Source organism: Quadrisphaera sp. KR29 (genome assembly GCF_052644995.1).
Window position 1 is genome coordinate 137,891 of the sequence record NZ_JBQXXG010000002.1, and the last position, 19,529, is coordinate 157,419.

At 77.4% G+C, this 19,529-nt stretch carries 21 protein-coding genes; 18 read left to right on the forward strand and 3 right to left on the reverse strand.

All coding sequences use genetic code 11. The features are described from left to right. Positions 1–10 precede the first annotated feature (10 nt). The 7 genes from tilS (at position 11) to ACUN9U_RS02400 (ending at position 6,916) form a co-directional block, all read left to right on the forward strand. On the forward strand, positions 11–1,030 hold the full coding sequence (tilS, locus tag ACUN9U_RS02370) for a tRNA lysidine(34) synthetase TilS (RefSeq protein ID WP_445483317.1): 1,020 nt from the start codon (positions 11–13) through the stop codon (positions 1,028–1,030). Beyond that, the gene (hpt, locus tag ACUN9U_RS02375; protein WP_445483318.1) at positions 1,030–1,584 is read left to right on the forward strand and encodes a hypoxanthine phosphoribosyltransferase; all 555 of its coding nucleotides are present in this window, start codon (positions 1,030–1,032) and stop codon (positions 1,582–1,584) included. Before tilS ends, hpt begins: the two co-directional genes overlap by 1 nt. A gap of 192 nt (positions 1,585–1,776) precedes the next feature. Next, positions 1,777–3,813 carry an ATP-dependent zinc metalloprotease FtsH gene (gene ftsH / locus ACUN9U_RS02380; RefSeq protein WP_445483319.1) on the forward strand — a complete coding sequence of 679 codons (2,037 nt, stop codon included), beginning with the start codon at positions 1,777–1,779 and terminating at the stop codon, positions 3,811–3,813. A 98-nt stretch (positions 3,814–3,911) separates the two neighbouring features. Beyond that, positions 3,912–4,472: a GTP cyclohydrolase I FolE gene (folE, locus tag ACUN9U_RS02385; protein ID WP_445483498.1), complete on the forward strand. Its 561-nt coding sequence runs from the start codon at positions 3,912–3,914 to the stop codon at positions 4,470–4,472. Between the two features lie 19 nt (positions 4,473–4,491). Next, positions 4,492–5,313, forward strand: coding sequence for a dihydropteroate synthase (gene folP / locus ACUN9U_RS02390; protein WP_445483320.1), 822 nt, complete (start codon positions 4,492–4,494; stop codon positions 5,311–5,313). Then, a complete protein-coding gene (gene folK / locus ACUN9U_RS02395) occupies positions 5,310–6,323 on the forward strand; it encodes a 2-amino-4-hydroxy-6-hydroxymethyldihydropteridine diphosphokinase (RefSeq protein WP_445483321.1) in 1,014 nt (337 codons plus the stop codon). The genes folP and folK overlap by 4 nt, the downstream gene beginning before the upstream one ends. Next, entirely contained in the window at positions 6,320–6,916 is a 597-nt protein-coding gene (locus ACUN9U_RS02400; protein ID WP_445483322.1) for a DUF3180 domain-containing protein, read from the forward strand. Before folK ends, ACUN9U_RS02400 begins: the two co-directional genes overlap by 4 nt. On the opposite strand, the gene ACUN9U_RS02405 is transcribed toward ACUN9U_RS02400, so the two are convergent. After that, positions 6,853–7,977 carry an ABC transporter ATP-binding protein gene (locus tag ACUN9U_RS02405; protein ID WP_445483323.1) on the reverse strand — a complete coding sequence of 375 codons (1,125 nt, stop codon included), beginning with the start codon at positions 7,975–7,977 and terminating at the stop codon, positions 6,853–6,855. The two genes, ACUN9U_RS02400 and ACUN9U_RS02405, sit on opposite strands and share 64 nt — an antisense overlap. A gap of 81 nt (positions 7,978–8,058) precedes the next feature. On the opposite strand from ACUN9U_RS02405, the gene ACUN9U_RS02410 reads away from it, so the two are divergent. The 6 genes from ACUN9U_RS02410 (at position 8,059) to ACUN9U_RS02435 (ending at position 13,591) form a co-directional block, all read left to right on the forward strand. Continuing rightward, the gene (locus ACUN9U_RS02410) at positions 8,059–8,778 is read left to right on the forward strand and encodes an ABC transporter permease (RefSeq protein ID WP_445483499.1); all 720 of its coding nucleotides are present in this window, start codon (positions 8,059–8,061) and stop codon (positions 8,776–8,778) included. Positions 8,779–8,794: 16 nt separating this feature from the next. Then, positions 8,795–9,523 carry an ABC transporter permease gene (locus ACUN9U_RS02415; protein WP_445483324.1) on the forward strand — a complete coding sequence of 243 codons (729 nt, stop codon included), beginning with the start codon at positions 8,795–8,797 and terminating at the stop codon, positions 9,521–9,523. A 190-nt stretch (positions 9,524–9,713) separates the two neighbouring features. Then, the gene (locus ACUN9U_RS02420) at positions 9,714–10,703 is read left to right on the forward strand and encodes an ABC transporter substrate-binding protein (protein ID WP_445483325.1); all 990 of its coding nucleotides are present in this window, start codon (positions 9,714–9,716) and stop codon (positions 10,701–10,703) included. 171 nt (positions 10,704–10,874) lie between these two features. Continuing rightward, positions 10,875–11,615 (forward strand): hypothetical protein, encoded by a 741-nt coding sequence (locus tag ACUN9U_RS02425; RefSeq protein ID WP_445483326.1) that lies wholly within the window; start codon positions 10,875–10,877, stop codon positions 11,613–11,615. 66 nt (positions 11,616–11,681) lie between these two features. Then, positions 11,682–12,167 (forward strand): PH domain-containing protein, encoded by a 486-nt coding sequence (locus ACUN9U_RS02430; RefSeq protein ID WP_445483327.1) that lies wholly within the window; start codon positions 11,682–11,684, stop codon positions 12,165–12,167. Beyond that, positions 12,164–13,591: a PH domain-containing protein gene (locus ACUN9U_RS02435; RefSeq protein ID WP_445483328.1), complete on the forward strand. Its 1,428-nt coding sequence runs from the start codon at positions 12,164–12,166 to the stop codon at positions 13,589–13,591. The genes ACUN9U_RS02430 and ACUN9U_RS02435 overlap by 4 nt, the downstream gene beginning before the upstream one ends. 6 nt (positions 13,592–13,597) lie before the next feature. Here the strand turns inward: ACUN9U_RS02435 and ACUN9U_RS02440 are convergent, their stop codons facing one another. Next, entirely contained in the window at positions 13,598–14,341 is a 744-nt protein-coding gene (locus tag ACUN9U_RS02440; RefSeq protein ID WP_445483329.1) for a methyltransferase domain-containing protein, read from the reverse strand. An 89-nt stretch (positions 14,342–14,430) separates the two neighbouring features. Here ACUN9U_RS02440 and ACUN9U_RS02445 point away from each other — a divergent pair, with 89 nt between their 5' ends. Both ACUN9U_RS02445 and panC read left to right on the forward strand, forming a co-directional pair. Beyond that, positions 14,431–15,396 (forward strand): Rossmann-like and DUF2520 domain-containing protein, encoded by a 966-nt coding sequence (locus ACUN9U_RS02445; protein WP_445483330.1) that lies wholly within the window; start codon positions 14,431–14,433, stop codon positions 15,394–15,396. Continuing rightward, positions 15,393–16,295 (forward strand): pantoate--beta-alanine ligase, encoded by a 903-nt coding sequence (gene panC, locus ACUN9U_RS02450; protein ID WP_445483331.1) that lies wholly within the window; start codon positions 15,393–15,395, stop codon positions 16,293–16,295. The genes ACUN9U_RS02445 and panC overlap by 4 nt, the downstream gene beginning before the upstream one ends. Positions 16,296–16,327: 32 nt before the next feature. Here the strand turns inward: panC and ACUN9U_RS02455 are convergent, their stop codons facing one another. Further along, positions 16,328–17,155, reverse strand: a complete 828-nt coding sequence (locus ACUN9U_RS02455) for a class I SAM-dependent methyltransferase (protein WP_445483332.1) — start codon at positions 17,153–17,155, stop codon at positions 16,328–16,330. A gap of 67 nt (positions 17,156–17,222) precedes the next feature. Between ACUN9U_RS02455 and lysS the strand changes: the two genes are divergently transcribed. From lysS to ACUN9U_RS02470, 3 genes are read left to right on the forward strand one after another with little or no spacing between them, the layout of a single operon-like run. Further along, positions 17,223–18,746 (forward strand): lysine--tRNA ligase, encoded by a 1,524-nt coding sequence (gene lysS, locus ACUN9U_RS02460; protein WP_445483333.1) that lies wholly within the window; start codon positions 17,223–17,225, stop codon positions 18,744–18,746. A 24-nt stretch (positions 18,747–18,770) separates the two neighbouring features. Then, complete coding sequence (locus ACUN9U_RS02465; RefSeq protein ID WP_445483500.1) at positions 18,771–18,965, forward strand: hypothetical protein; 195 nt, start codon at positions 18,771–18,773, stop codon at positions 18,963–18,965. 1 nt (position 18,966) lies between these two features. Further along, positions 18,967–19,308 (forward strand): histone-like nucleoid-structuring protein Lsr2, encoded by a 342-nt coding sequence (locus ACUN9U_RS02470; protein WP_445483334.1) that lies wholly within the window; start codon positions 18,967–18,969, stop codon positions 19,306–19,308. The last annotated feature ends 221 nt before the right edge of the window (positions 19,309–19,529 follow it).

Sequence of the window (19,529 nt, forward strand, 5' to 3'; positions counted from 1 at the left end):
CCGGCCCGCCGTGACGGGACCCGCCCCCGCCGTGGCCGCGGTCCGCCGCGCCGTGCGGGGGGCCTGCGCGGACCTGCCGGCCGGTGCGCTGGTGCTCGTCGCCTGCAGCGGCGGCGCCGACTCCCTCGCGCTGGCCGCCGCCGCCGGCTGGCTCGCGGCGCCCGGCGGGCGCGGCAGGGCCGCCTGGCGCGCCGGCGCCGTCGTCGTCGACCACGGGCTGCAGCCGGGGTCGGCGCAGGCCGCGGAGCGGGCCGCCGCCGCCTGCCGCGACCTCGGCCTGGACCCCGTGCTGCTCGAGGCCGTCGACGCGGCCGGCGGCCCGGGCGGCCCCGAGGCCTCGGCGCGCCGGGCCCGCCTGGACGCCCTGGAGCGCGCCGCCCAGCGCACCGGCGCCGCCGCCGTGCTGCTCGGGCACACCCGCGACGACCAGGCCGAGCAGGTGCTGCTGGGGCTGGCCCGCGGCTCCGGCGCCCGGTCCCTGGCCGGCATGCCCGCGCGGCGCGGCGCGCTGCGCCGCCCCCTGCTGGGCCTGCCGCGGACGACGACGCGCGCGGCCTGCGCGGCGCTCGGCCTGCGGCCCTGGGAGGACCCGGCCAACACCGACCCCGCCTTCGCGCGCTCCCGGGTGCGCGCGGCGGCGCTGCCGGTGCTGGAGGGCCAGCTCGGGCCGGGGGTGGCCGAGGCCCTCGCCCGCACCGCCGACCAGCTGCGCGAGGACGCGGAGGTGCTCGAGGCGCTCGCCGCGGACCTGCTGGCCCGCTGCCGCGGCGCGCGGCCGACGGACGGCCTCGACGCGGCGGCGCTGGCGGCGGCGCCCGCCGCGCTGCGCCGCCGCGCCCTGCGCGCGGCCGCCCTCGAGGCCGGCGCGGCGCGCCCGGACCTCACCCGCGAGCACGTGCTGGCGCTCGACGCGCTCGTGGTCGGCTGGCGCGGCCAGGGGCCGGTGCAGCTGCCCGGCCTCGTGGAGGCCCGCAGGACCTGTGGCAGGCTGCGCCTCGCCCCGGCACCACCCCCTCCAGGAGGACACTGATGGACGCCCAGGACATGGGCCGCGACCTCGCGGACGTCCTCATCGGCGAGGACGACATCCGCGCCCGCCTGGGGGAGGTCGCCGCGCAGGTCGACGCCGACTACGCCGGCAGGGACCTGCTGCTCGTGGGCGTCCTCAAGGGCGCGGTCATGGTCATGGCCGACTTCGCCCGCGCGCTGCACGGCCCCGCGGAGATGGACTGGATGGCCGTCTCCAGCTACGGCTCGGGCACCAAGTCCTCCGGCGTGGTGCGGATCCTCAAGGACCTCGACCGCGACGTCACCGGCCGGCACGTGCTCATCGTCGAGGACATCATCGACTCCGGGCTGACGCTGTCCTGGCTGGTCGCCAACCTGCGCTCGCGCGGCGCCGCCTCGGTGGAGGTCATGGCGCTGCTGCGCAAGCCCGACGCCGCCAAGGTCTCCGTGGACGTCAAGTACGTCGGCTTCGACATCCCCAACGCCTTCGTCGTCGGCTACGGCCTCGACTTCGCCGAGCGCTACCGCAACCTGCGCGTGGTCGGCACGCTCGCGGAACACGTGTACAGCTCCTGAGGCGGGCGCCCGCGCCCGCGGGGCGGCGCGCTCGGCGTCCGCTGAGGGCGAACGGGTGGAACACCGCGGGCGTCCTCGTCCGTTGGGCTGGTGAGTGCCCGCGCTCGGTGCCGGGCCCCAGGTGCCGCCGGTGTACGGTCGGGCGCCGGTCCAGCCAGAGGAGAGAGGACGGGCCACGGCCCTCATCCACGCATGAACGCCAGGCGCTTCTTCCGCGGCCCGACGGTCTGGATCGTCGGGGCCCTGCTGCTCCTCGTCCTCGCCAGCCAGCTCTTCACCGGCAACCGGACGGCCACCATCGACACCCAGGTCGGGCTCCAGCAGCTCGCCCAGGGCAACGTCACCCAGGCCAAGGTCATCGACGGCGACCAGCGGGTCGAGCTCACGCTGCGCGAGCCGCTGGAGTCCGCCGGCGGCGCCACCGACGTGCAGTTCGACTACGTCAGCGCCCGCGCCGGCGAGGTCGCCACGGCGGTGGCGAACGACGTGCCGAGCTGGACCGACGAGGTGCCCCAGGGGTCGGTGCTGGGGTCGATCCTCATCACGATCCTGCCGATCCTGCTCTTCCTGCTGCTGTTCTGGTTCCTCTTCGCCAACATGCAGGGCGGCGGCAGCCGGGTCATGCAGTTCGGCAAGTCGCGCGCCAAGCTCGTCTCCAAGGAGGCCCCCAAGGTCACCTTCGCCGACGTGGCCGGCGCCGAGGAGGCCGTCGAGGAGCTCCACGAGATCAAGGAGTTCCTGGCCGAGCCCGCCAAGTTCCAGGCCGTCGGCGCCAAGATCCCCAAGGGCGTGCTGCTGTACGGCCAGCCGGGCACCGGCAAGACCCTGCTGGCCCGCGCCGTCGCGGGCGAGGCGGGCGTGCCGTTCTACTCGATCTCCGGCTCGGACTTCGTGGAGATGTTCGTCGGCGTGGGCGCGAGCCGGGTGCGCGACCTGTTCGAGCAGGCCAAGAACAACGCCCCCGCGATCATCTTCGTCGACGAGATCGACGCCGTCGGCCGCCACCGCGGCGCCGGCATGGGCGGCGGCCACGACGAGCGCGAGCAGACGCTGAACCAGCTCCTGGTGGAGATGGACGGCTTCGACGTCAAGACCAACGTCATCCTCATCGCGGCCACCAACCGGCCCGACATCCTCGACCCGGCGCTGCTGCGCCCGGGCCGCTTCGACCGGCAGATCGCCGTCGAGGCGCCCGACATGAACGGGCGCCACCAGATCCTCCAGGTGCACGCCAAGGGCAAGCCCGTCGCCCCCGGCGTCGACCTGCTCGCCGTGGCCCGGCGCACCCCGGGGTTCTCCGGCGCCGACCTGGCCAACGTGCTCAACGAGGCGGCCCTGCTCACCGCGCGCAGCAACGGCCAGGTCATCGGCGACCGCGAGCTCGACGAGGCGATCGACAGGGTCATCGCCGGCCCGCAGAAGCGGACCCGGCTGATGAACGAGAAGGAGAAGAAGATTACCGCCTACCACGAGGGCGGGCACGCCCTGGTGGCGGCGGCGCTGCGGCACACCGACCCGGTGACCAAGGTGACGATCCTCCCGCGCGGCCGGGCGCTGGGCTACACGATGGTGCTGCCGGTGGACGACAAGTACTCCACCACCCGCAACGAGATCCTCGACCAGCTGGCGTACGCCCTGGGCGGGCGCGTGGCCGAGGAGCTGGTCTTCCACGACCCCACCACCGGGGCCAGCAACGACATCGAGAAGGCCACCGACATGGCCCGCAAGATGGTCACGCAGTACGGCATGAGCGAGCGCGTGGGCGCCATCAAGCTCGGCAGCGGCAGCGGCGAGGTCTTCCTCGGCCGCGACATGGGCCACGAGCGGGACTACTCCGAGGGCGTCGCCTCCGTGGTCGACGAGGAGGTCCGCCGCCTCATCGAGAACGCGCACGACGAGGCGTGGGAGATCCTCATGGAGCACCGCCAGGTGCTCGACACCCTGGTGGTGCGCCTCCTCGAGGAGGAGACCCTCAACGCCGAGCAGCTGGCCGAGGTCTTCGCCCCGGTGCAGAAGCGCCCGCTGCGCCCGGTGTGGCTGTCCAGCGAGCGCCGCCACGTCGACCAGCGCCCGCCGGTGCTGTCGCCCAAGGAGGTGGCGGCCGCCCAGAACGGGCACGCGCACCCGATGGCGCCCCAGGACGAGGCCGCGGCCGCCGGCGAGGAGCACCTCGCCGGGGGCGTGCGGGGCCCGGAGGGCTTCCGCTCCGAGCCCGGCCCCCAGGCCTGAGCGTGGCGGCGCCCGACCCCGGCGCCGCCGCGGGGCCCACGAGCGCGGCCACCGGCGCGGTCGCGGGACCCGGTCCGGCCGGCTCGCCCGCCGGGCCGGTGGACCTCGAGCGCGCCCGCGCGGCGGTGCGCGAGCTGCTGCTCGCCGTCGGCGAGGACCCCGACCGCGAGGGCCTGCGCGCCACCCCCGACAGGGTGGCGCGCGCCTGCGTCGAGCTCTTCGCCGGCCTGCGCCAGGACCCGGCGTCGGTGCTGGCGACCTCCTTCGACATCGGCCACGACGAGATCGTGGCCGTGCGCGGGATCCCGGTCTCCTCGGTCTGCGAGCACCACCTGCTGCCCTTCACCGGCGTGGCGCACGTGGCCTACGTGCCCAGCGCGGACGGCCGGATCACGGGCCTGTCCAAGCTGGCGCGGCTGGTCGACGTCTACGCGCGCCGGCCGCAGGTCCAGGAGCGCCTGACCACCCAGGTCGCCGACGCGCTGGTGGAGCACCTCCACGCGCGCGGGGTGCTCGTCGTCGTCGACTGCGAGCACCTGTGCATGTCGGTGCGCGGCGTGCGGGCCCCCGGGGCGCGCACCACCACCTCCGCGGTGCGCGGCGGCATGCGCGACGCCACCACGAGGGCCGAGGCGCTGTCCCTGGTCATGGGCCGCTGACGGGCCCGGGGCGGTGCCGGTGGACGCGGGCAGGACCCTGGTCTGGGGCGTGGTGAACACCACCCCGGACTCGTTCAGCGACGGCGGCCTGCACCTGCAGGCGCCGGCCGCGGTGCAGCACGGCCTGGCGCTGGTGGCGCAGGGCGCCGACGTCGTCGACGTCGGGGGGGAGTCGACCCGCCCGGGCGCGGCCCGGGTCAGCGAGGCCGAGGAGGTCTCCCGGGTGCTGCCGGTGGTCCGCGCGCTGGCCGCCGAGGGGGTCGTGGTGAGCGTCGACACCATGCGCGCCGGGGTGGCCGGCGCCGCCCTGGAGGCCGGGGCGCGCATCGTCAACGACGTCTCCGGCGGCCTGGCCGACCCGGCGATGCCCGCGCTGGTCGCCTCCTCGGGAGCCACCTGCGTCCTCGGCCACTGGCGCGGGCACTCCGCGGGGATGGGCGAGCTCGCCGTCTACGACGACGTCGTCGCCGAGGTCCGCGCCGAGCTGGGCGCCCGCCTGGCGGCCTTCGAGGCCGCCGGCGCCCGCCGCGACCAGCTCGTGGCCGACCCCGGGCTGGGCTTCGCCAAGCGCGCCGAGCACGACTGGGCCCTGCTGGCCGCGCTGCCGGAGCTGGTCGGGGCGTGGGGACGCGTGCTGGTCGGCGCCTCCCGCAAGCGCTTCCTCGGCGCGCTGCTGGCCGAGGGCGGCGAGGCCCGCCCGCCCGCCGGCCGCGACGACGCCACCGCGGCCGTCAGCGCGCTGGCCGCCGCGGCCGGCGCCTGGGGCGTGCGCGTGCACGCCGTGCGGGCCAGCGCCGACGCGGTGCGCGTGGCCGCGCGCTGGGCGGGAGGCGCCGCGTGAGCGGCGGGGCCGGCCTGCTGAGCCCGCAGCTGACCGGCGACGTGGTCTCCCTGCGCGGCCTGCGCGCCCGCGGGCGCCACGGGGTCCTGGACGCCGAGCGCCAGCTCGGCCAGGTCTTCACCGCCGACGTCGACCTGCAGGTCGACACGCGCACGGCGTCGGTCACCGACGAGCTGGCCGACGCCGTCGACTACTCCGTGGTCGCCGCGGACGTCGTCGCGGTGCTCGCGGGGGAGCCGGTGCGCCTGGTGGAGGTGCTCGCGGGCCGGGTGGCCAGCGCCTGCCTGGCGCACCCGGGCGTGCGCGCCGTCGCCGTCGCCGTCCACAAGCCGCAGGCCCCGGTGCAGGTGCCCTTCGACGACGTCGTGGTCACCGTCGTGCGCCGCCGCGGGGACCTCCTCGACGCGGTGCCGGCCAGCCCCTTCGGCGCGGTCGTGGCGCTGGGGACCAACCTCGGCGACCGCGCCGCCGTGCTGGACGCCGCGGTGCGCGACCTGGCGGCCACCGACGGGCTGGAGGTGCTGGGCGCCTCGGGGGTGGTGGAGACCACCGCCGTCGGCCTGCCCGGCGCCGACCCGCAGCCGGACTACCTCAACGCCGTGGTGAGGCTGCGCTGCGCGCTGTCCCCGCGCGACCTGCTGCGGGCCTGCCGGGCGGTGGAGGCCGCCCACGGCCGCGACGCCGCGGTGCGGGCCGCCGAGCAGCGCTGGGGCGCTCGGACCCTCGACGTCGACGTGGTCACCTGCGGCGCCCTGGTCGCCGCGGACGACGCCGCCGAGCCCGCGCTGGCGGTGCCCCACCCGCGCGCCCGGGAGCGGGCCTTCGTGCTGGTGCCCTGGGCGCGCCTGGCACCCGACGACCTCCTGCCCGGCGCCGGCCGGGTCGCGGACGCCCTCGCGGACCTCGCCGCGGCGGACCCCGCCGCGGTGGCCGACGTGCGCAGCCGCCCCGGGGTCGTGCTCGGCGCGGCGCTGCGGCCGGGCCCCCTGGCGGCGGGCGGTGGCGCGTGAGCCCGCTGCGCACCCGGGTGCTGCTGTCGGTCGCCGTCGTCGCGGGCGTGCTGACCTGGGTCGTCCTGGACGTCGTCGACGGCACCGGGGCCTCGGTGCCGCTGCCGTGGACCGTCCCGGTGCTGCTGGTGGTGCTGGCCCTGGCGGTGCTCTCCGTCGGCAGGCCGGTGCGCCGGTGGAACCTGGGGCACCGCGACCGGCCCCTCGACGCGCTGCGGGCCGCGCGCACGGTGGTGGTCGCGCAGGCCGCGGGCGTGACCGGCGCCGCCCTGGCCGGCGCCTACGGCGGCTTCGTGGCGCTGCTGCTGCCGATGCTCGACATCGAGGTCCGCCGCGACCGGGTGCTGCTCGCGCTCGCCGCCCTGGCGGCCTCGCTGCTGCTGCTGGTGGCGGGCGTGGTGGTGGAGCGCTGGTGCCGCCTGCCCCCCGACGACGACGCGCCCGGCGGTGCCGGTCCGGGGCGCGGCGGGACCCCCGGGCGCCGGGGCGCCCCCGGTGGCACGGGTCGCTCCAGCGGCCCGCGCCGCGGTCAGACCGGCAGGGCGCCGTCCTCGGAGGCCCGCGACGGCGACGTGCGGCGCAGCGCCGAGTAGACGCCGTCGGGGGTCAGCACCCCCACGTAGCGGTCGCCGTCGAGCACGGGCAGCCACCCGGCGTCGTGCTGGACGATCTCCGACAGGCCCTTGCGCAGGGAGTCGCCCACGCTGATGGTCTCGTCGAAGCGGCGGGCGACCTGCCCGACGGTGGCGCCGGGGGCGTCGTGGGCCAGGTGGCGCAGCGACACCCAGCCGCGCAGCGCCCCGGACCTGTCCAGCACCACCGCGTAGGGCCCGGGCGCGCCGTCCAGGGCGGCGCGGGCGGAGGCCAGGTCGTCGTCGACGAGCACCGTGGCGGGGTGGGACAGGTCCTGGGCCTCCACGGGCGTGACCGCGAGGCGCCGCAGCCCCCGGTCGGAGCCGGCGAAGTCGGCCACGAAGTCGTTGGCCGGCGCGCCGAGCACGGTCGCCGGGTCGGCGATCTGCTCCAGCTTCCCGCCCTGGCTGAACACCGCGATCCGGTCCGCGAGGCGGACGGCCTCGTCGATGTCGTGGGTGACGATGAGCACCGTCTTGTGCAGCTCGGCCTGGATGCGCCGGAACTCCCCCTGGAGGCGGTCGCGGGCGATGGGGTCGACGGCGCCGAACGGCTCGTCCATGAGCAGCACCGGCGGGTCGGCGGCCAGGCCGCGGGCCACCCCGACGCGCTGCTGCTGGCCGCCGGAGAGCTCGTGGGGGTAGCGGTCGGCGTACTGGCCGGCGGGCAGGCCGACCAGCTCGAGCATCTCCTCCACCCGCGCGGCGGTGCGCCGCCGGTCCCACCCGAGCAGCTGCGGGACGGTGGCGACGTTGGCCGCCACGGTCAGGTGGGGGAAGAGCCCGACGCGCTGGATGACGTAGCCGATCTCGCGGCGCAGCCCGACCGGGTCGACGCGGGTGACGTCGCGGCCGCCGATCTCGATGCGGCCGGCGGTCGGCTCGATGAGCCGGTTGACCATGCGCAGCGTGGTGGACTTGCCGCACCCGCTGGGGCCCACGAGCGCCACCATCTCCCCGGCCCGGACGTCCAGGTCGAGGTGCCCCACGGCCAGGGTGCCGTCCGGGTAGCGCTTCTCCACGCCGTCGAGCCGGATGGTGCTGCCCGGGGTAGCGTCCCCGCCGTGTCCCTGAGCGCGCCCCTGCTCTCGGCGCCGCTGGAGGTGCTCGCCGGCGGTGCCGGACCCGTCGCGGGAGGTCTCCACTCCGCGACCCTCCCCGACAACTGCCTCGTGCGCAACGACTGGGTCTGCCCGCTGTACGTCCAGACCCGTTCGGGCCTGCTGCTCGACGCCCTCGGGCAGCACCTGTACCTGGTGCTGGTCTCGCTGGTGGCCGGAGCGGTCCTCGCGGTGCCCCTGGCGGTGCTGGCGCACCGGGTGCGGCGGGCGCGGGGCCTGACCCTCGGCGTGACGACGGTGATCTACACGATCCCCTCGCTGGCGCTGTTCATCCTCCTGCTGCCCATGACGGGGCTGACCTCGACCACCGTGGTGGTGGCGCTGGCGCTGTACTCGCTGACCATCCTCGTGCGCAACATCCTGGTGGGCCTGGACGGCGTCGACCCGGAGGTGCGCGACGCCGCCGCCGGGATGGGCCTGTCCTCGTGGCGCACGCTGTGGCGCGTGGAGGCGCCGCTGGCGCTGCCGTCGGCCATGGCCGGGCTGCGGGTGGCGGCGGTGTCCACCGTCGCCCTGGCCACCGTGGGCGCCGTGATCGGCTTCGGCGGGCTCGGCAACCTCATCACCACCGGGTACTCCTCCAACTTCAACGCGCAGGTGCTCACCGCCTCCCTGCTGTGCGTCGTGCTGGCCGTGGTCTTCGACCTGCTGCTGCTCGCGGCCCAGCGCGCGGTGACGCCCTGGCGCCGGGGAGTGCGCTGATGAGGGGGAGGTGCTGATGGACTGGCTCACCGGGATCCCTGCCTGGTTCGCCGACCCCGCCAACTGGCGCGGGGAGGCCGGCGTCCCGACGCTGTTCGTCCAGCACCTGGGCTACTCCGCGGCGGCCCTCGGCCTGGCGTGCCTGGTCGCGCTGCCGGTGGGCGTGTGGCTGGGCCACACCGGCCGCGGCGGCGTGCTCGCGCAGCAGGTCGGCAACGCCGGGCGCGCCGTGCCGGTGCTGGCGCTGCTGGGCATCCTGCTGCTGGTGCCGGGCTTCGGGCGCACCTGGTGGACGCTGGTGCTCTGCTTCACCCTGTTCGCCGTCCCGCCCGTGCTCACCAACGCCTACACCGGGATGCGCGAGGTGGACCGGGGCGTGGTCGAGGCGGCCCGCGGCATGGGGATGTCCGAGGGGGAGGTGCTGCGCCGGGTGGAGCTTCCCCTGGCCACGCCCCTGCTGATGAACGGCGTGCGCCAGGCCGCCGTGCAGGTGGTCGCCACCACCTCGATCGCCGCCCTGTTCGCCTTCGGGGGCCTGGGGCGGATCATCACCCGGGCCACGGGCAGCGCCGGCATCGACCTGTCGGCGGCGCTGGCGGGCACCCTGCTCATCGCCGCCTTCGCGCTGGCCGTGGAGTTCGGGCTCGCGTGGGCCACGCGCCGCAGCGACCCGGTCGACAGGGCGCGCCGGGCCGCGCAGCAGCGGGCCGGACGGGTGGAACGGGGAGCCGTTACGACATCGTGACCGCCCCCGGCGGCGCGCAGCGCGCCGGCATGGGGTTGCATGCCGAGCGGACCGTGCGCGCAGCGCTGCACGGGCTGCGGGGGCCGACCGGTGCCCGGGCCGGCGCCACCGGCCCCGCCCTGTCGCACACAGGCTTCCGCCCGACACGCGCGGTCCGGACGGGGCCGCGGGACACAGAAGGCGGTCAGGCGTGACCTCGTTCCCCAGGCGCACCCGCGCATCCCTGCTCGTCGCCGGCCTCGCCGGCGCCGTGCTCGCCCTCAGCTCGTGCGCCGCCGACAGCGTCCAGTCCGGAGGCTCGGGCGCCAGCTCCGACGCCTCCTCGGCCGCCGGCGGCGGCTCGGGGGAGACGGTGGTCGTCGGCGGCGCGGACTTCACCGAGATGCAGGTCATGCAGCAGATGTACGTGCTGCTCCTGCAGGACGCCGGCTTCCAGACCGAGACCGTGACCGCGAGCAACCGCGAGGTCTACTTCGGCCAGCTCGCCTCGGGCGAGATCGACGTCGTCCCCGAGTACGCCGCGACCCTGGCCGAGTACCTCAACCAGCAGGCCAACGGCGCCGGCGCGGCCCTCATCGCCACCTCCGACGCGGCGGCCACCGTGGCCGCGGCCCAGCCGCTGGCCGAGGAGCAGGGCGTCACCCTGCTGGAGCCGGCGGAGGCGGCCGACCAGAACGCCTTCGCGGTGACCCAGCAGTACGCCACGGACAACGACCTGACCACGCTGTCCGACCTGGGCGCCCTGGGCCAGCCGGTGGTCCTGGCGGCCACCGAGGAGTGCCCCCAGCGCCCGTTCTGCCAGCCGGGCCTGGAGAGCACCTACGGCATCCAGGTCTCCTCGGTGCTGCCCCTCGGCTTCGGCACCCCCGCGGTGAAGCAGTCGGTGCAGTCCGGTGAGAGCCAGCTGGGCCTGGTCGCCACCACGGACGGCACGCTGGACCAGTTCGGCCTCGTGGTGCTCCAGGACGACAAGCAGCTGCAGCTGGCGGACAACCTCGTGCCCGCGGTCAACAGCGAGCTCGCCGGGAACGCCGAGCTGGCCGACGCGCTGAACGGCCTGGCCTCCGTCCTCACCACCGAGGACCTGGCAGCGCTCAACGCCCAGGTCGACGGCGAGCGGCTGCTGCCCGAGGACGTCGCGCGCACCTACCTGCAGGACAAGGGCCTCATCGAGGGCTGAGCCCCGCCGCCCCCGCGCACGCCCCCTCCCGCGCCAGCCCGCGCGCCGGGAGGGGGCGTGCCGCGTCCGGAGGGGACGCGCCCGGGCGCGTGGCGGATGTGACTGATGTTTCTTGCGTGACGTGTGGCGTGTCGTGAGCCTTCAGGGGCGCAGGAGACCTATGTTCTTCACATGGCCTCCACCGCCCGCCACCGCGCCACCACCGCCCCGCTGACCTGGGCCGCGCGCAGCCTCGTCACCGCCACCACGGTCCCCGTGGGCGCCCTCGCCGGCTGCCTCGTCGCCGCCGTCGCCACGACCGCCGCCCACCCCGCGCTCGGCGCCGCGGGCCTCGCCGCCGCCGGCGTGCCGCTCACCCTGTCCGGCCTGCGCGCCCGCCACCGCGCTCGCCGCGGGCGCGTCCGCGGGCGCCACGTCGCCGGCGCCCAGCAGCACCCCCTCGACCCGGCCGTGGACGCGGCAGCCCCCTCCCCGGCCGCCTTCCGCGCCCTGGCCCTCGCCCCGGTGGCGCCCGCCGGCGGCGTCGCCGGCCTCCACCTCGAGGACGGGCGCGACGTCGCCGAGCAGGCCGGCGCGGACGCCGTCGACGTCGTCGAGGTGGCCCGCGCCGCCGAGCGGCCGGAGGCCGTGGTGCTCCTCCTGCCGCAGGTCATCCCCTCCCAGCGCACCGAGCCGGCCCTCGAGCGCGACGCCGACCGCGCGACGCCGGTCCCGGCGCCCGAGGCCGCCCGCGGCGAGGTCGTCGTCCACGTGGGCGCGGTGGCCGGCGAGCTGGTCGTCGACGTGGAGGCACCGGCGTCGCTGGTGGCGCCCGAGCAGCGGGCCCTGGAGATCGCCCAGCTGAAGCGCCTGTGGGCCGCGGGCACCGGCCCGGACACCGGGTCGCTGCGCGCCGCGGCCCCGGCGGCCTGAGCGGGTCGCCGGACCTGCGCGGCACCCACCTGGCGCCGGCCGCAGCAGCGGGGGGACGCTGTGGGCGTGGGCACCCCCTTCGACCTCCCCGGCGTGGAGTGGACGCCGGTGTCCGGCCGGCTGGTGCTGGCCCGGCGCCTGGTGAGCGCGGCCGGCACCGCCGCCGGCCTGGCCGCGCTCGCGGTGCTCGCCCGCCTGTGGTGGTCCCCCTGGTGGCTGGCCGCGGCGGGTGCGTGGCTGGCGCTGGGGGCGTGGCAGTGGTGGCTGGCGGGCCGGCAGGTGCGGGCCATCGGCTACGCCGAGCGCGAGGACGACCTGCTGGTGCGCCGCGGCATCCTCTTCCGCTCCCTGGTGGTGGTGCCCTACGGGCGGATGCAGTACGTGGACGTCTCCGCCGGCCCGCTGGAGCGCTGGCTCGGGATCGCCACGGTCCAGCTCCACACCGCCTCGGCCAGCAGCGACGCCACCATCCCCGGCCTGCCCCCGCAGGAGGCCGCCCGGCTGCGCGACAGGCTCTCCCGCCGCGGCGAGGCGCGGCTGGCGGGGCTGTGAGCACCCCCGCCGCGCCGCCGGCGCCACCGCCGGGCGCCGAGCAGCGCTGGGAGCGCCTGCACCCGGTCACCCCCGTGCTGCGCAGCTGGCGGGTGCTGGTGGTCCTGCTGTTCCTCTACGCCCAGGAGCGCGGCCGCAGCGCCGCGGGCGGCCAGGAGCTGCCCGGCCACGTCGAGCTGCTCATCGCCGTGGCGGCGCTGGCGGGCTGCGTGGTCGTGGCGGTGGCCGCCTCGGCGCTGTCGTGGCGGGCGACGCGCTTCACGGTGGACGACGAGGCCGTCCGCCTGCACAGCGGGGTCATCGCCAAGCGCCAGCGGGTGGCGCGCCTGGACCGGCTGCAGGCCGTCGACGTCGTGCAGCCCCTCGTGGCGCGGCTGCTCGGCTTCGCCGAGCTGCGGGTGGAGGTGGCCGGCGGCGCGGGGTCGCAGGTCAAGCTGGCCTACCTGCGCGAGGCCGACGCCCAGCGGCTGCGCAACCTGCTGCTGGCCCGGTCGGCGGGCCTGGTCTTCGAGGGCGACGCGGCGCCGGAGGCGCCCGAGCAGCAGCTGGTGGAGGTGCCCTTCGGCCGGGTGGCCGCCTCGGTGGCCCTGTCCGGTGCGGCCGTGGCGCTGCTGGTGGTGCTCGCCGGGGTCGTCGTCGGCGCGGTGACCACGCGCGAGGTGGGGGTGCTCTTCGGCGCGGCCGCCCCGCTGCTGGGCCTGGCCGGCAGCCTGTGGACGGCGCTGTCCAGGGGGGCCAACTGGCGCATCGCCACGTCCCCGGACGGGCTGAGGCTGCGCTCGGGGCTGCTCGAGAGCCGCACCCAGACCGTGCCGCCGGGCCGGGTGCAGGCGGTGCGCCTCACGCAGCCGCTGCTGTGGCGGGCCCTGGGGTGGTGGCGGGTGCAGGTCAACGTCGCGGGCTTCGCGGGGGAGGGGGAGCAGAGCCAGGCCGCGAGCACCCTGCTGCCGGTGGCCACCGCCGCGGAGGTGGGCGTCGTGCTCTCCCTGGTGCTGCCGGCCCTGCACGAGGACCTCGGGCCGTCCGGGCTGCGCGAGGGCCTGGCCGGCAGCTCGGACGCCGGCGGCTGGCTGGTGGCCCCGCGCGCCGCGCGCTGGGTGGACCCGGTGTCCTGGCGCCGGCGGGGCGCGCTGGTGGCCGACCACGCCCTGCTGCTGCGCCGCGGGCGCCTGCGCCGCGAGCTCGACGTCGTCCCCCACGAGCGCACCCAGTCCCTGGCGGTGGAGCAGGGACCGCTGCAGCGCCGCCTCGGCCTGGCCACGCTGGCGCTGCACTCCACCCCCGGGCCGGTCAGGCCGCGCGCGGAGCACCTGTCCGGCGCGCAGGCGCTCGCCCTGCTCGACGAGCAGGCCGCCCGCGCGCGCACGGCCCGCGCCTCCGCGGGGCCCGAGCGGTGGATGGAGCAGCCCGCCGGCCAGCCCTGAGGCGGCTCAGCCGCGCCGCAGCACCACCGCCACGTCGGTCACCGCGAAGAGGAACTGCCCGGCCGCCGCCAGGGCGCGCAGCTCCTCCATCCACCCCGCCGCCCGCGCCGACAGCACGGGGTCGTCCTGGGCGGCGGCGAGCACCCCGGTGGCCACCTTCCACGCGAGCGAGCCGTCGTCGAAGCGGCGGTGGGGGTCCGCCCACGACGTCGCGGCCTCCACGCTCCAGCCCGCACCGCGCCGGCTGGCGGTGGCCGCGAGCGCCAGCAGCTTGCGGCCCATGAACCCGTCGGAGCGGCCCGGGCCGTGCGCGGCCGCCGTGAACCTGTCGACCAGGGTCCGGGTGAGCTGGTCGTCGGTGCTGGTGAACAGCGCCGTGTCCCAGTCGGAGTGCGCGAGCACGCACAGGCCGCCCGGGCGCAGCACGCGGTGCACCTCCGCCAGGTGGGCCACCGGGTCGCCCAGGTGCTCGGCGGTGTTCAGGGAGACCACCCGGTCCAGCTCACCGTCGCGCCACGGCAGCCGGCCGTCGAGGTCGGTGATCCGGCTGCGCACCCGCGCGTCGGCGAGCAGGTCGTCGTCGAGGGCGGAGACGTGGTCCAGGGCGTGGACCAGCCGCGGGGCGCACGCACCGGGCGGCGGGTCCAGCAGCGCCCTCACCGTCCGCCCGCTGCCGCAGCCGACGTCGGCCACCACCAGGCCCTCGACGTCCAGGCGCGCCAGCTCGGCCACCCGCTCGTGCCGTCCCACCCCCGCGACCCTAGCCGCCGGCGGGTGCCGGACCCGGACGGCCGCAGGTGGCGGCGCCCGCCCGCGGCTGCGCCCGTAGGCTCCCGCGGGTGCTCCAGGACGACGACGCCGCGGACCCCCGCGCCCGCCGCCGCCCCCCGCCCGGGCGCCTCGGGGTGGGCGTGGTCGGCGCCGGGCGCGTGGGGGCGGTGCTGGGCGCCGCCCTGCGCGCCGCCGGGCACGCCGTCGTGGGCGCCTCGGCGGTCTCCGAGGCCAGCCGCGAGCGGGTGGAGGCGCTCCTGCCCGGTGTGCCGGTGCTGCCCGTGCCACAGGTGGTCGAGCGCGCCGAGCTGGTGCTGCTCGCCGTCCCCGACGACGCCCTGGCCGACCTCGTCGCCGGGCTCGCGGCCACCGGCAGCTGGCAGGCCGGGCAGCTGGTGGTGCACACCAGCGGGCGCCACGGCACCGCCGTGCTGGAGCCCGCCCGGGCCGCGGGCGCCATCCCGCTGGCGCTGCACCCGGCGATGACCTTCACCGGCACGAGCCTGGACCTCGTCCGCCTCACCGACGCCGTCGTCGGCGTCACGGCGGCGGCGCCGGTGCTGCCGGTGGCCCAGGCGCTGGTGGTCGAGGTGGGCGCCGAGCCGGTGGTGGTCGAGGAGGCCGACCGGGCGCTGTACCACGCGGCCCTCTCCCACGGCAGCAACCACCTGGTCACCCTGGTCGCCCAGGCCGCCGAGGCGCTGCGCGCCGCGGGGCTGGAGCGCACCGACCGCGTGCTGGGCCCGCTGCTGCACGCCGCCCTCGACGGCGCCCTGCGCGCCGGCGACGACGCCCTGACGGGCCCGGTGGCCCGCGGCGACGCCGGCACCCTGCGCAGCCACCGCGCCGTGCTGGCCGCCGCGGCCGCCTCCGGCGCCGTGGGGCCCGACCTGCCCGACACCCACCTGGCCCTGGCCCGCGCCACCGCCGCCAGGGCGCGCGCCAGCGGCCGCCTGGGCGCCCGGGCGGGCGACGACGTCGCGGCCGCCCTCCAGGACGACACCCCCGAAGCCCAGAGCGGAGACCCCTCGTGAGCACCAGCACCCCCACCGGCGGCGGGGTCCCCACCGGCGCGCCCGCGAGCGGGCCGGTGCTGGTCCGCACGCGGGAGGAGCTGGCGCGGGCGCGGGCCGGCCTGCGGGGCCCGGTCGCCGTCGTCATGACGATGGGCGCCCTGCACGCCGGCCACGCGGCGCTCGTGGCGGCGGCCCGCGAGCGCGCCACCAGCGTCGTCGTGACGATCTTCCTCAACCCGCTGCAGTTCGAGGCGGGCGCCGACCTGGCGCGCTACCCCCGCACCCTGGACGCCGACCTGGAGCTGCTGGGCCGGGTGGGGGCCGACGTCGTCTTCGCGCCCTCCCCCGACGTCGTCTACCCCGACGGCGACCCGGCGGTGCGGGTGTCCTCGGGGCGGCTGGGCACCGTCCTGGAGGGCGCCTCGCGCCCGGGCCACTTCGACGGCGTGCTCACGGTGGTGGCCAAGCTGCTGCACCTCGTGCGCCCCGACGTCGCCCTGTTCGGCCAGAAGGACGCCCAGCAGCTGCTCCTGGTCCGCCGCATGGTCCGCGACCTGGACCTGGGCGTGGAGGTGGTGGCCGTGCCGACGGTGCGCGACGAGGACGGCCTGGCGCTGTCCAGCCGCAACGCCCACCTGTCCCCGCTGGACCGCGAGGTCGCCCTCGTGCTGGGCCGCTCGCTGCGCGCCGGGCAGGGCGCGGCCCCCGAGGGGCCCAGCGCGGTGCGCCGCGCCGCCCGCGACGTGCTGGTGGGCGAGCCCCTGGCCCGGGTGGACTACCTGGCGCTGGTCGACCCCGACACCCTGGCCGACGTCCCGGAGCACTTCCGGGGCCCGGCGCTGCTGGCCGTGGCCGCCCGGGTCGGGCCGACCCGCCTGATCGACAACGTCCCGCTGGTGGTGGGCGCGGCCCGCTGAGCGCGCTGCCGCCTGCCCTGAGGCCCCGGGCCTCAGGGCAGGCGGTAGCGGAAGCAGTGGCACACCTGCGGCAGCAGCACCGAGCCGTCGGGGCGCGCCGCGGAGGCCGCCAGCTCCCGCACCCGCTGCAGCAGGCCCTCCCGGCGCCGGCTGACCGCCAGGCCCGAGTAGGTCGAGGCCAGGGCGACGACGTCGTCGACCGAGGCCAGGCGCTGCGCCGCGGGGAAGGCGGCGCGCTCGCGCACCGCCCCGCGCAGCGGCACCCGCGGCCACCACTGCGCGTCGGCCAGGTCGCGGGCGCTGGCGCCCTGCGCCGCCTCGTCGGCGCCGGTGGCCCCGCCCAGGCCCTCCCCGCCGAAGAGCGCCTCCAGCTCCGCGGCCCACCCCACGCGCAGGTCCCGCACCACCCACGACAGCCCCAGCACCCCGCCGGGGCGCAGCACCCGCGCGACCTCCGCGGCGGCAGCGGCGGGCCGCAGCCAGTGCCAGGCCTGGCCGACCACCACGGCGTCCACGGAGGAGTCCGGCAGGGGCACCTGCTCGGCCGTGCCCGCCACCGCCCGCACCTGCGCCCGGGGGGACTCCACCAGCCAGTGCCGAAGCACCGCGAGCATCCCGTCGCTGGGGTCGACCGCCACCACGCGGTGGCCCCGGCGGGCCAGGGCGCGGGAGACCTTGCCGGTGCCGGCGGCCAGGTCGAGGACGTCGAGCGGCCCGTCCGGCTCCCCGGTGAGCCAGTCGACGGCCTCGTCGGGGTGGTCGGGGCGCAGGCGGTCGTAGCGCTCGGCGTCGACCAGGGTGCCGAAGGAGGTGCGGCGCGCCTCGTCGTCGGCCTCGGGCCTGTCCTCGGGGGGTTCCACCCGCCGATCCCAGCAGACCCGCCGCCGCAGCGGGAGCCCCCGGCGCCTCCCGATACGCTCGGCCACCGTGTCCGAGGACCCGCCCGCCCCCGCCAGCCCCCTCGCCGACGAGGACGCGCAGCTGCCCGAGCAGCTGCGCGTGCGCCGGGAGAAGCGGCAGCGGCTGCTGGACGCCGGGGTGCAGCCCTACCCGGTCTCGGTGCCGCGCACCGCGTCGCTGGCGCAGGTCCGCGCCGCGCACGCCGGCCTGGCCGCGGGGCAGGAGACCGACGCCGTCGTCTCCGTCGCCGGGCGCGTGGTCTTCCAGCGGGTCACCGGCAAGCTCGCCTTCGCCACCCTGCAGGACGGCGACGGCACGCGCCTGCAGGTGATGCTCAGCCTGGCCGAGGTCGGCGCCGAGGCGCTCGCGGCGTGGAAGGCCGACGTCGACCTCGGCGACGTCGTGTCGGCCACCGGACGGGTGGTGCAGTCCCGGCGCGACGAGCTCAGCGTGCTCGCCTCCTCGTGGACCCTGGCCACCAAGGCGCTGCGGCCGCTGCCGGTGCTCCACAAGGACACCAGCGAGGAGGTCCGGGTGCGCCAGCGCTACGTCGACCTCATCGTCAGGCCGGAGGCCAGGGCGGTGGTGCGCACGCGCGCCGCCGTCGTGAGGTCCCTGCGGTCCACCTTCGACGCCCTGGGCTACCTCGAACTCGAGACCCCGATGCTGCAGACGCTGCACGGGGGCGCGGCCGCGCGGCCGTTCGTCACGCACTCCAACGCCTTCGACATCGACCTGTACCTGCGCATCGCCCCCGAGCTGTTCCTCAAGCGCGCCGTGGTCGGCGGCCTGGACCGCGCCTTCGAGATCAACCGCAACTTCCGCAACGAGGGCGCGGACTCCTCGCACTCCCCCGAGTTCGCGATGCTGGAGTTCTACGAGGCCTACGCCGACTACGACCTCATGGCGGAGCGCACCCGCGAGCTGGTCCAGGCCGCCGCGCGCGACGCGCTCGGCTCCACCACCGCGGTGCTGGCCGACGGCACCGAGTACGACCTCGGCGGCACCTGGGCGCAGCTGTCCATGTACCCGTCCCTGTCGGAGGCGCTCGGGGAGCCCGTCACCCCGGAGACGCCGCGGGCCGTGCTGGTGGAGCGCGCCGAGCGCCTCGGCGTCGGCGTGGCGCCCACCGCCTCCGCGGGCAAGCTGGTGGAGGAGCTGTGGGAGCACCTCGTGGGCGACCACCTCGTGGCCCCGACCTTCGTGCGCGACTTCCCCCTGGAGACCTCCCCGCTCACCAAGTCCCACCGCTCGGTGGCCGGCGTGGTGGAGAAGTGGGACCTGTACGTGCGCGGCTTCGAGCTGGCCACCGGCTACTCCGAGCTCAACGACCCGGTGGTCCAGCGCGAGCGCCTGGAGGCCCAGGCGCGCCTGGGGGCCGCCGGGGACGACGAGGCCATGCCCGTCGACGAGGACTTCCTGCGGGCCATGGAGGTCGGCATGCCGCCCGCCGGCGGGGTGGGGATGGGGATCGACAGGCTGCTCATGGCGCTCACGGGCCTGGGGATCCGCGAGACCATCCTCTTCCCGCTGGTCAAGCCGGAGGCCTGACCAGCGGGTACCGTTCCCGTCGTGATGGCTGCGATCGCCGCGCTGACGCCGCCCGTCGGGGTGGCGCTGCTGTTCTGGTTCGTCATGCGCGCGGTGCTGCGCGCCGACCGCAGCGAGCGCGAGGCGATGGCGGCCCTGGACAGGGCCGAGGCGGAGCGGGCGCGCGCCGCGGGGGAGCGGCCGCCGTCGTCGTCCGCGGCGCAGGGCGAGGTGCGCTGAGGTGGCGCAGACCCTGCAGGTGGTGCTGGTCGACGACCTCGACGGCGGCACGGCCGACCAGACGGTCTCCTTCTCCCTGGACGGCGTCGACTACGAGATCGACCTCTCCGCCCAGAACGCGGCGCGCCTGCGGGACGACCTCGCCGTGTGGGTGGGGCACGCCCGCCGCGCCCCGGCGGGGCGGCGCTCCCGCGCCTCCGGCGGCCGGGCGGGCGACGCGGCGGCCGGGACCGACCTGGCGGCCGTGCGCGCGTGGGCGCGTGAGAACGGCCACACCGTCAACGAGCGCGGCCGCGTGCCGGCCGCGGTGCTCGACGCCTACCGGGCGGCCACCGGCGGCTGAGGCCGTCCGCCACCAGCGAACAGCCGGAGCGCCCTGCACCGGAACAGGGCCCTGACCTGGCAGCGTTGCCCACGGTGACGGGAGGCCGACCCGGTCCTCCCCACCCGGAGCGGCCCGGTGGTGGGCGCGAGCCCCCACCGCCGTCGCACCCCGGGGATAGCATCGTCAGGGTCAGTGAGGTCGTCCGGCCCATCCGGTGGCAGCCGGTGGACGGGGCTCCG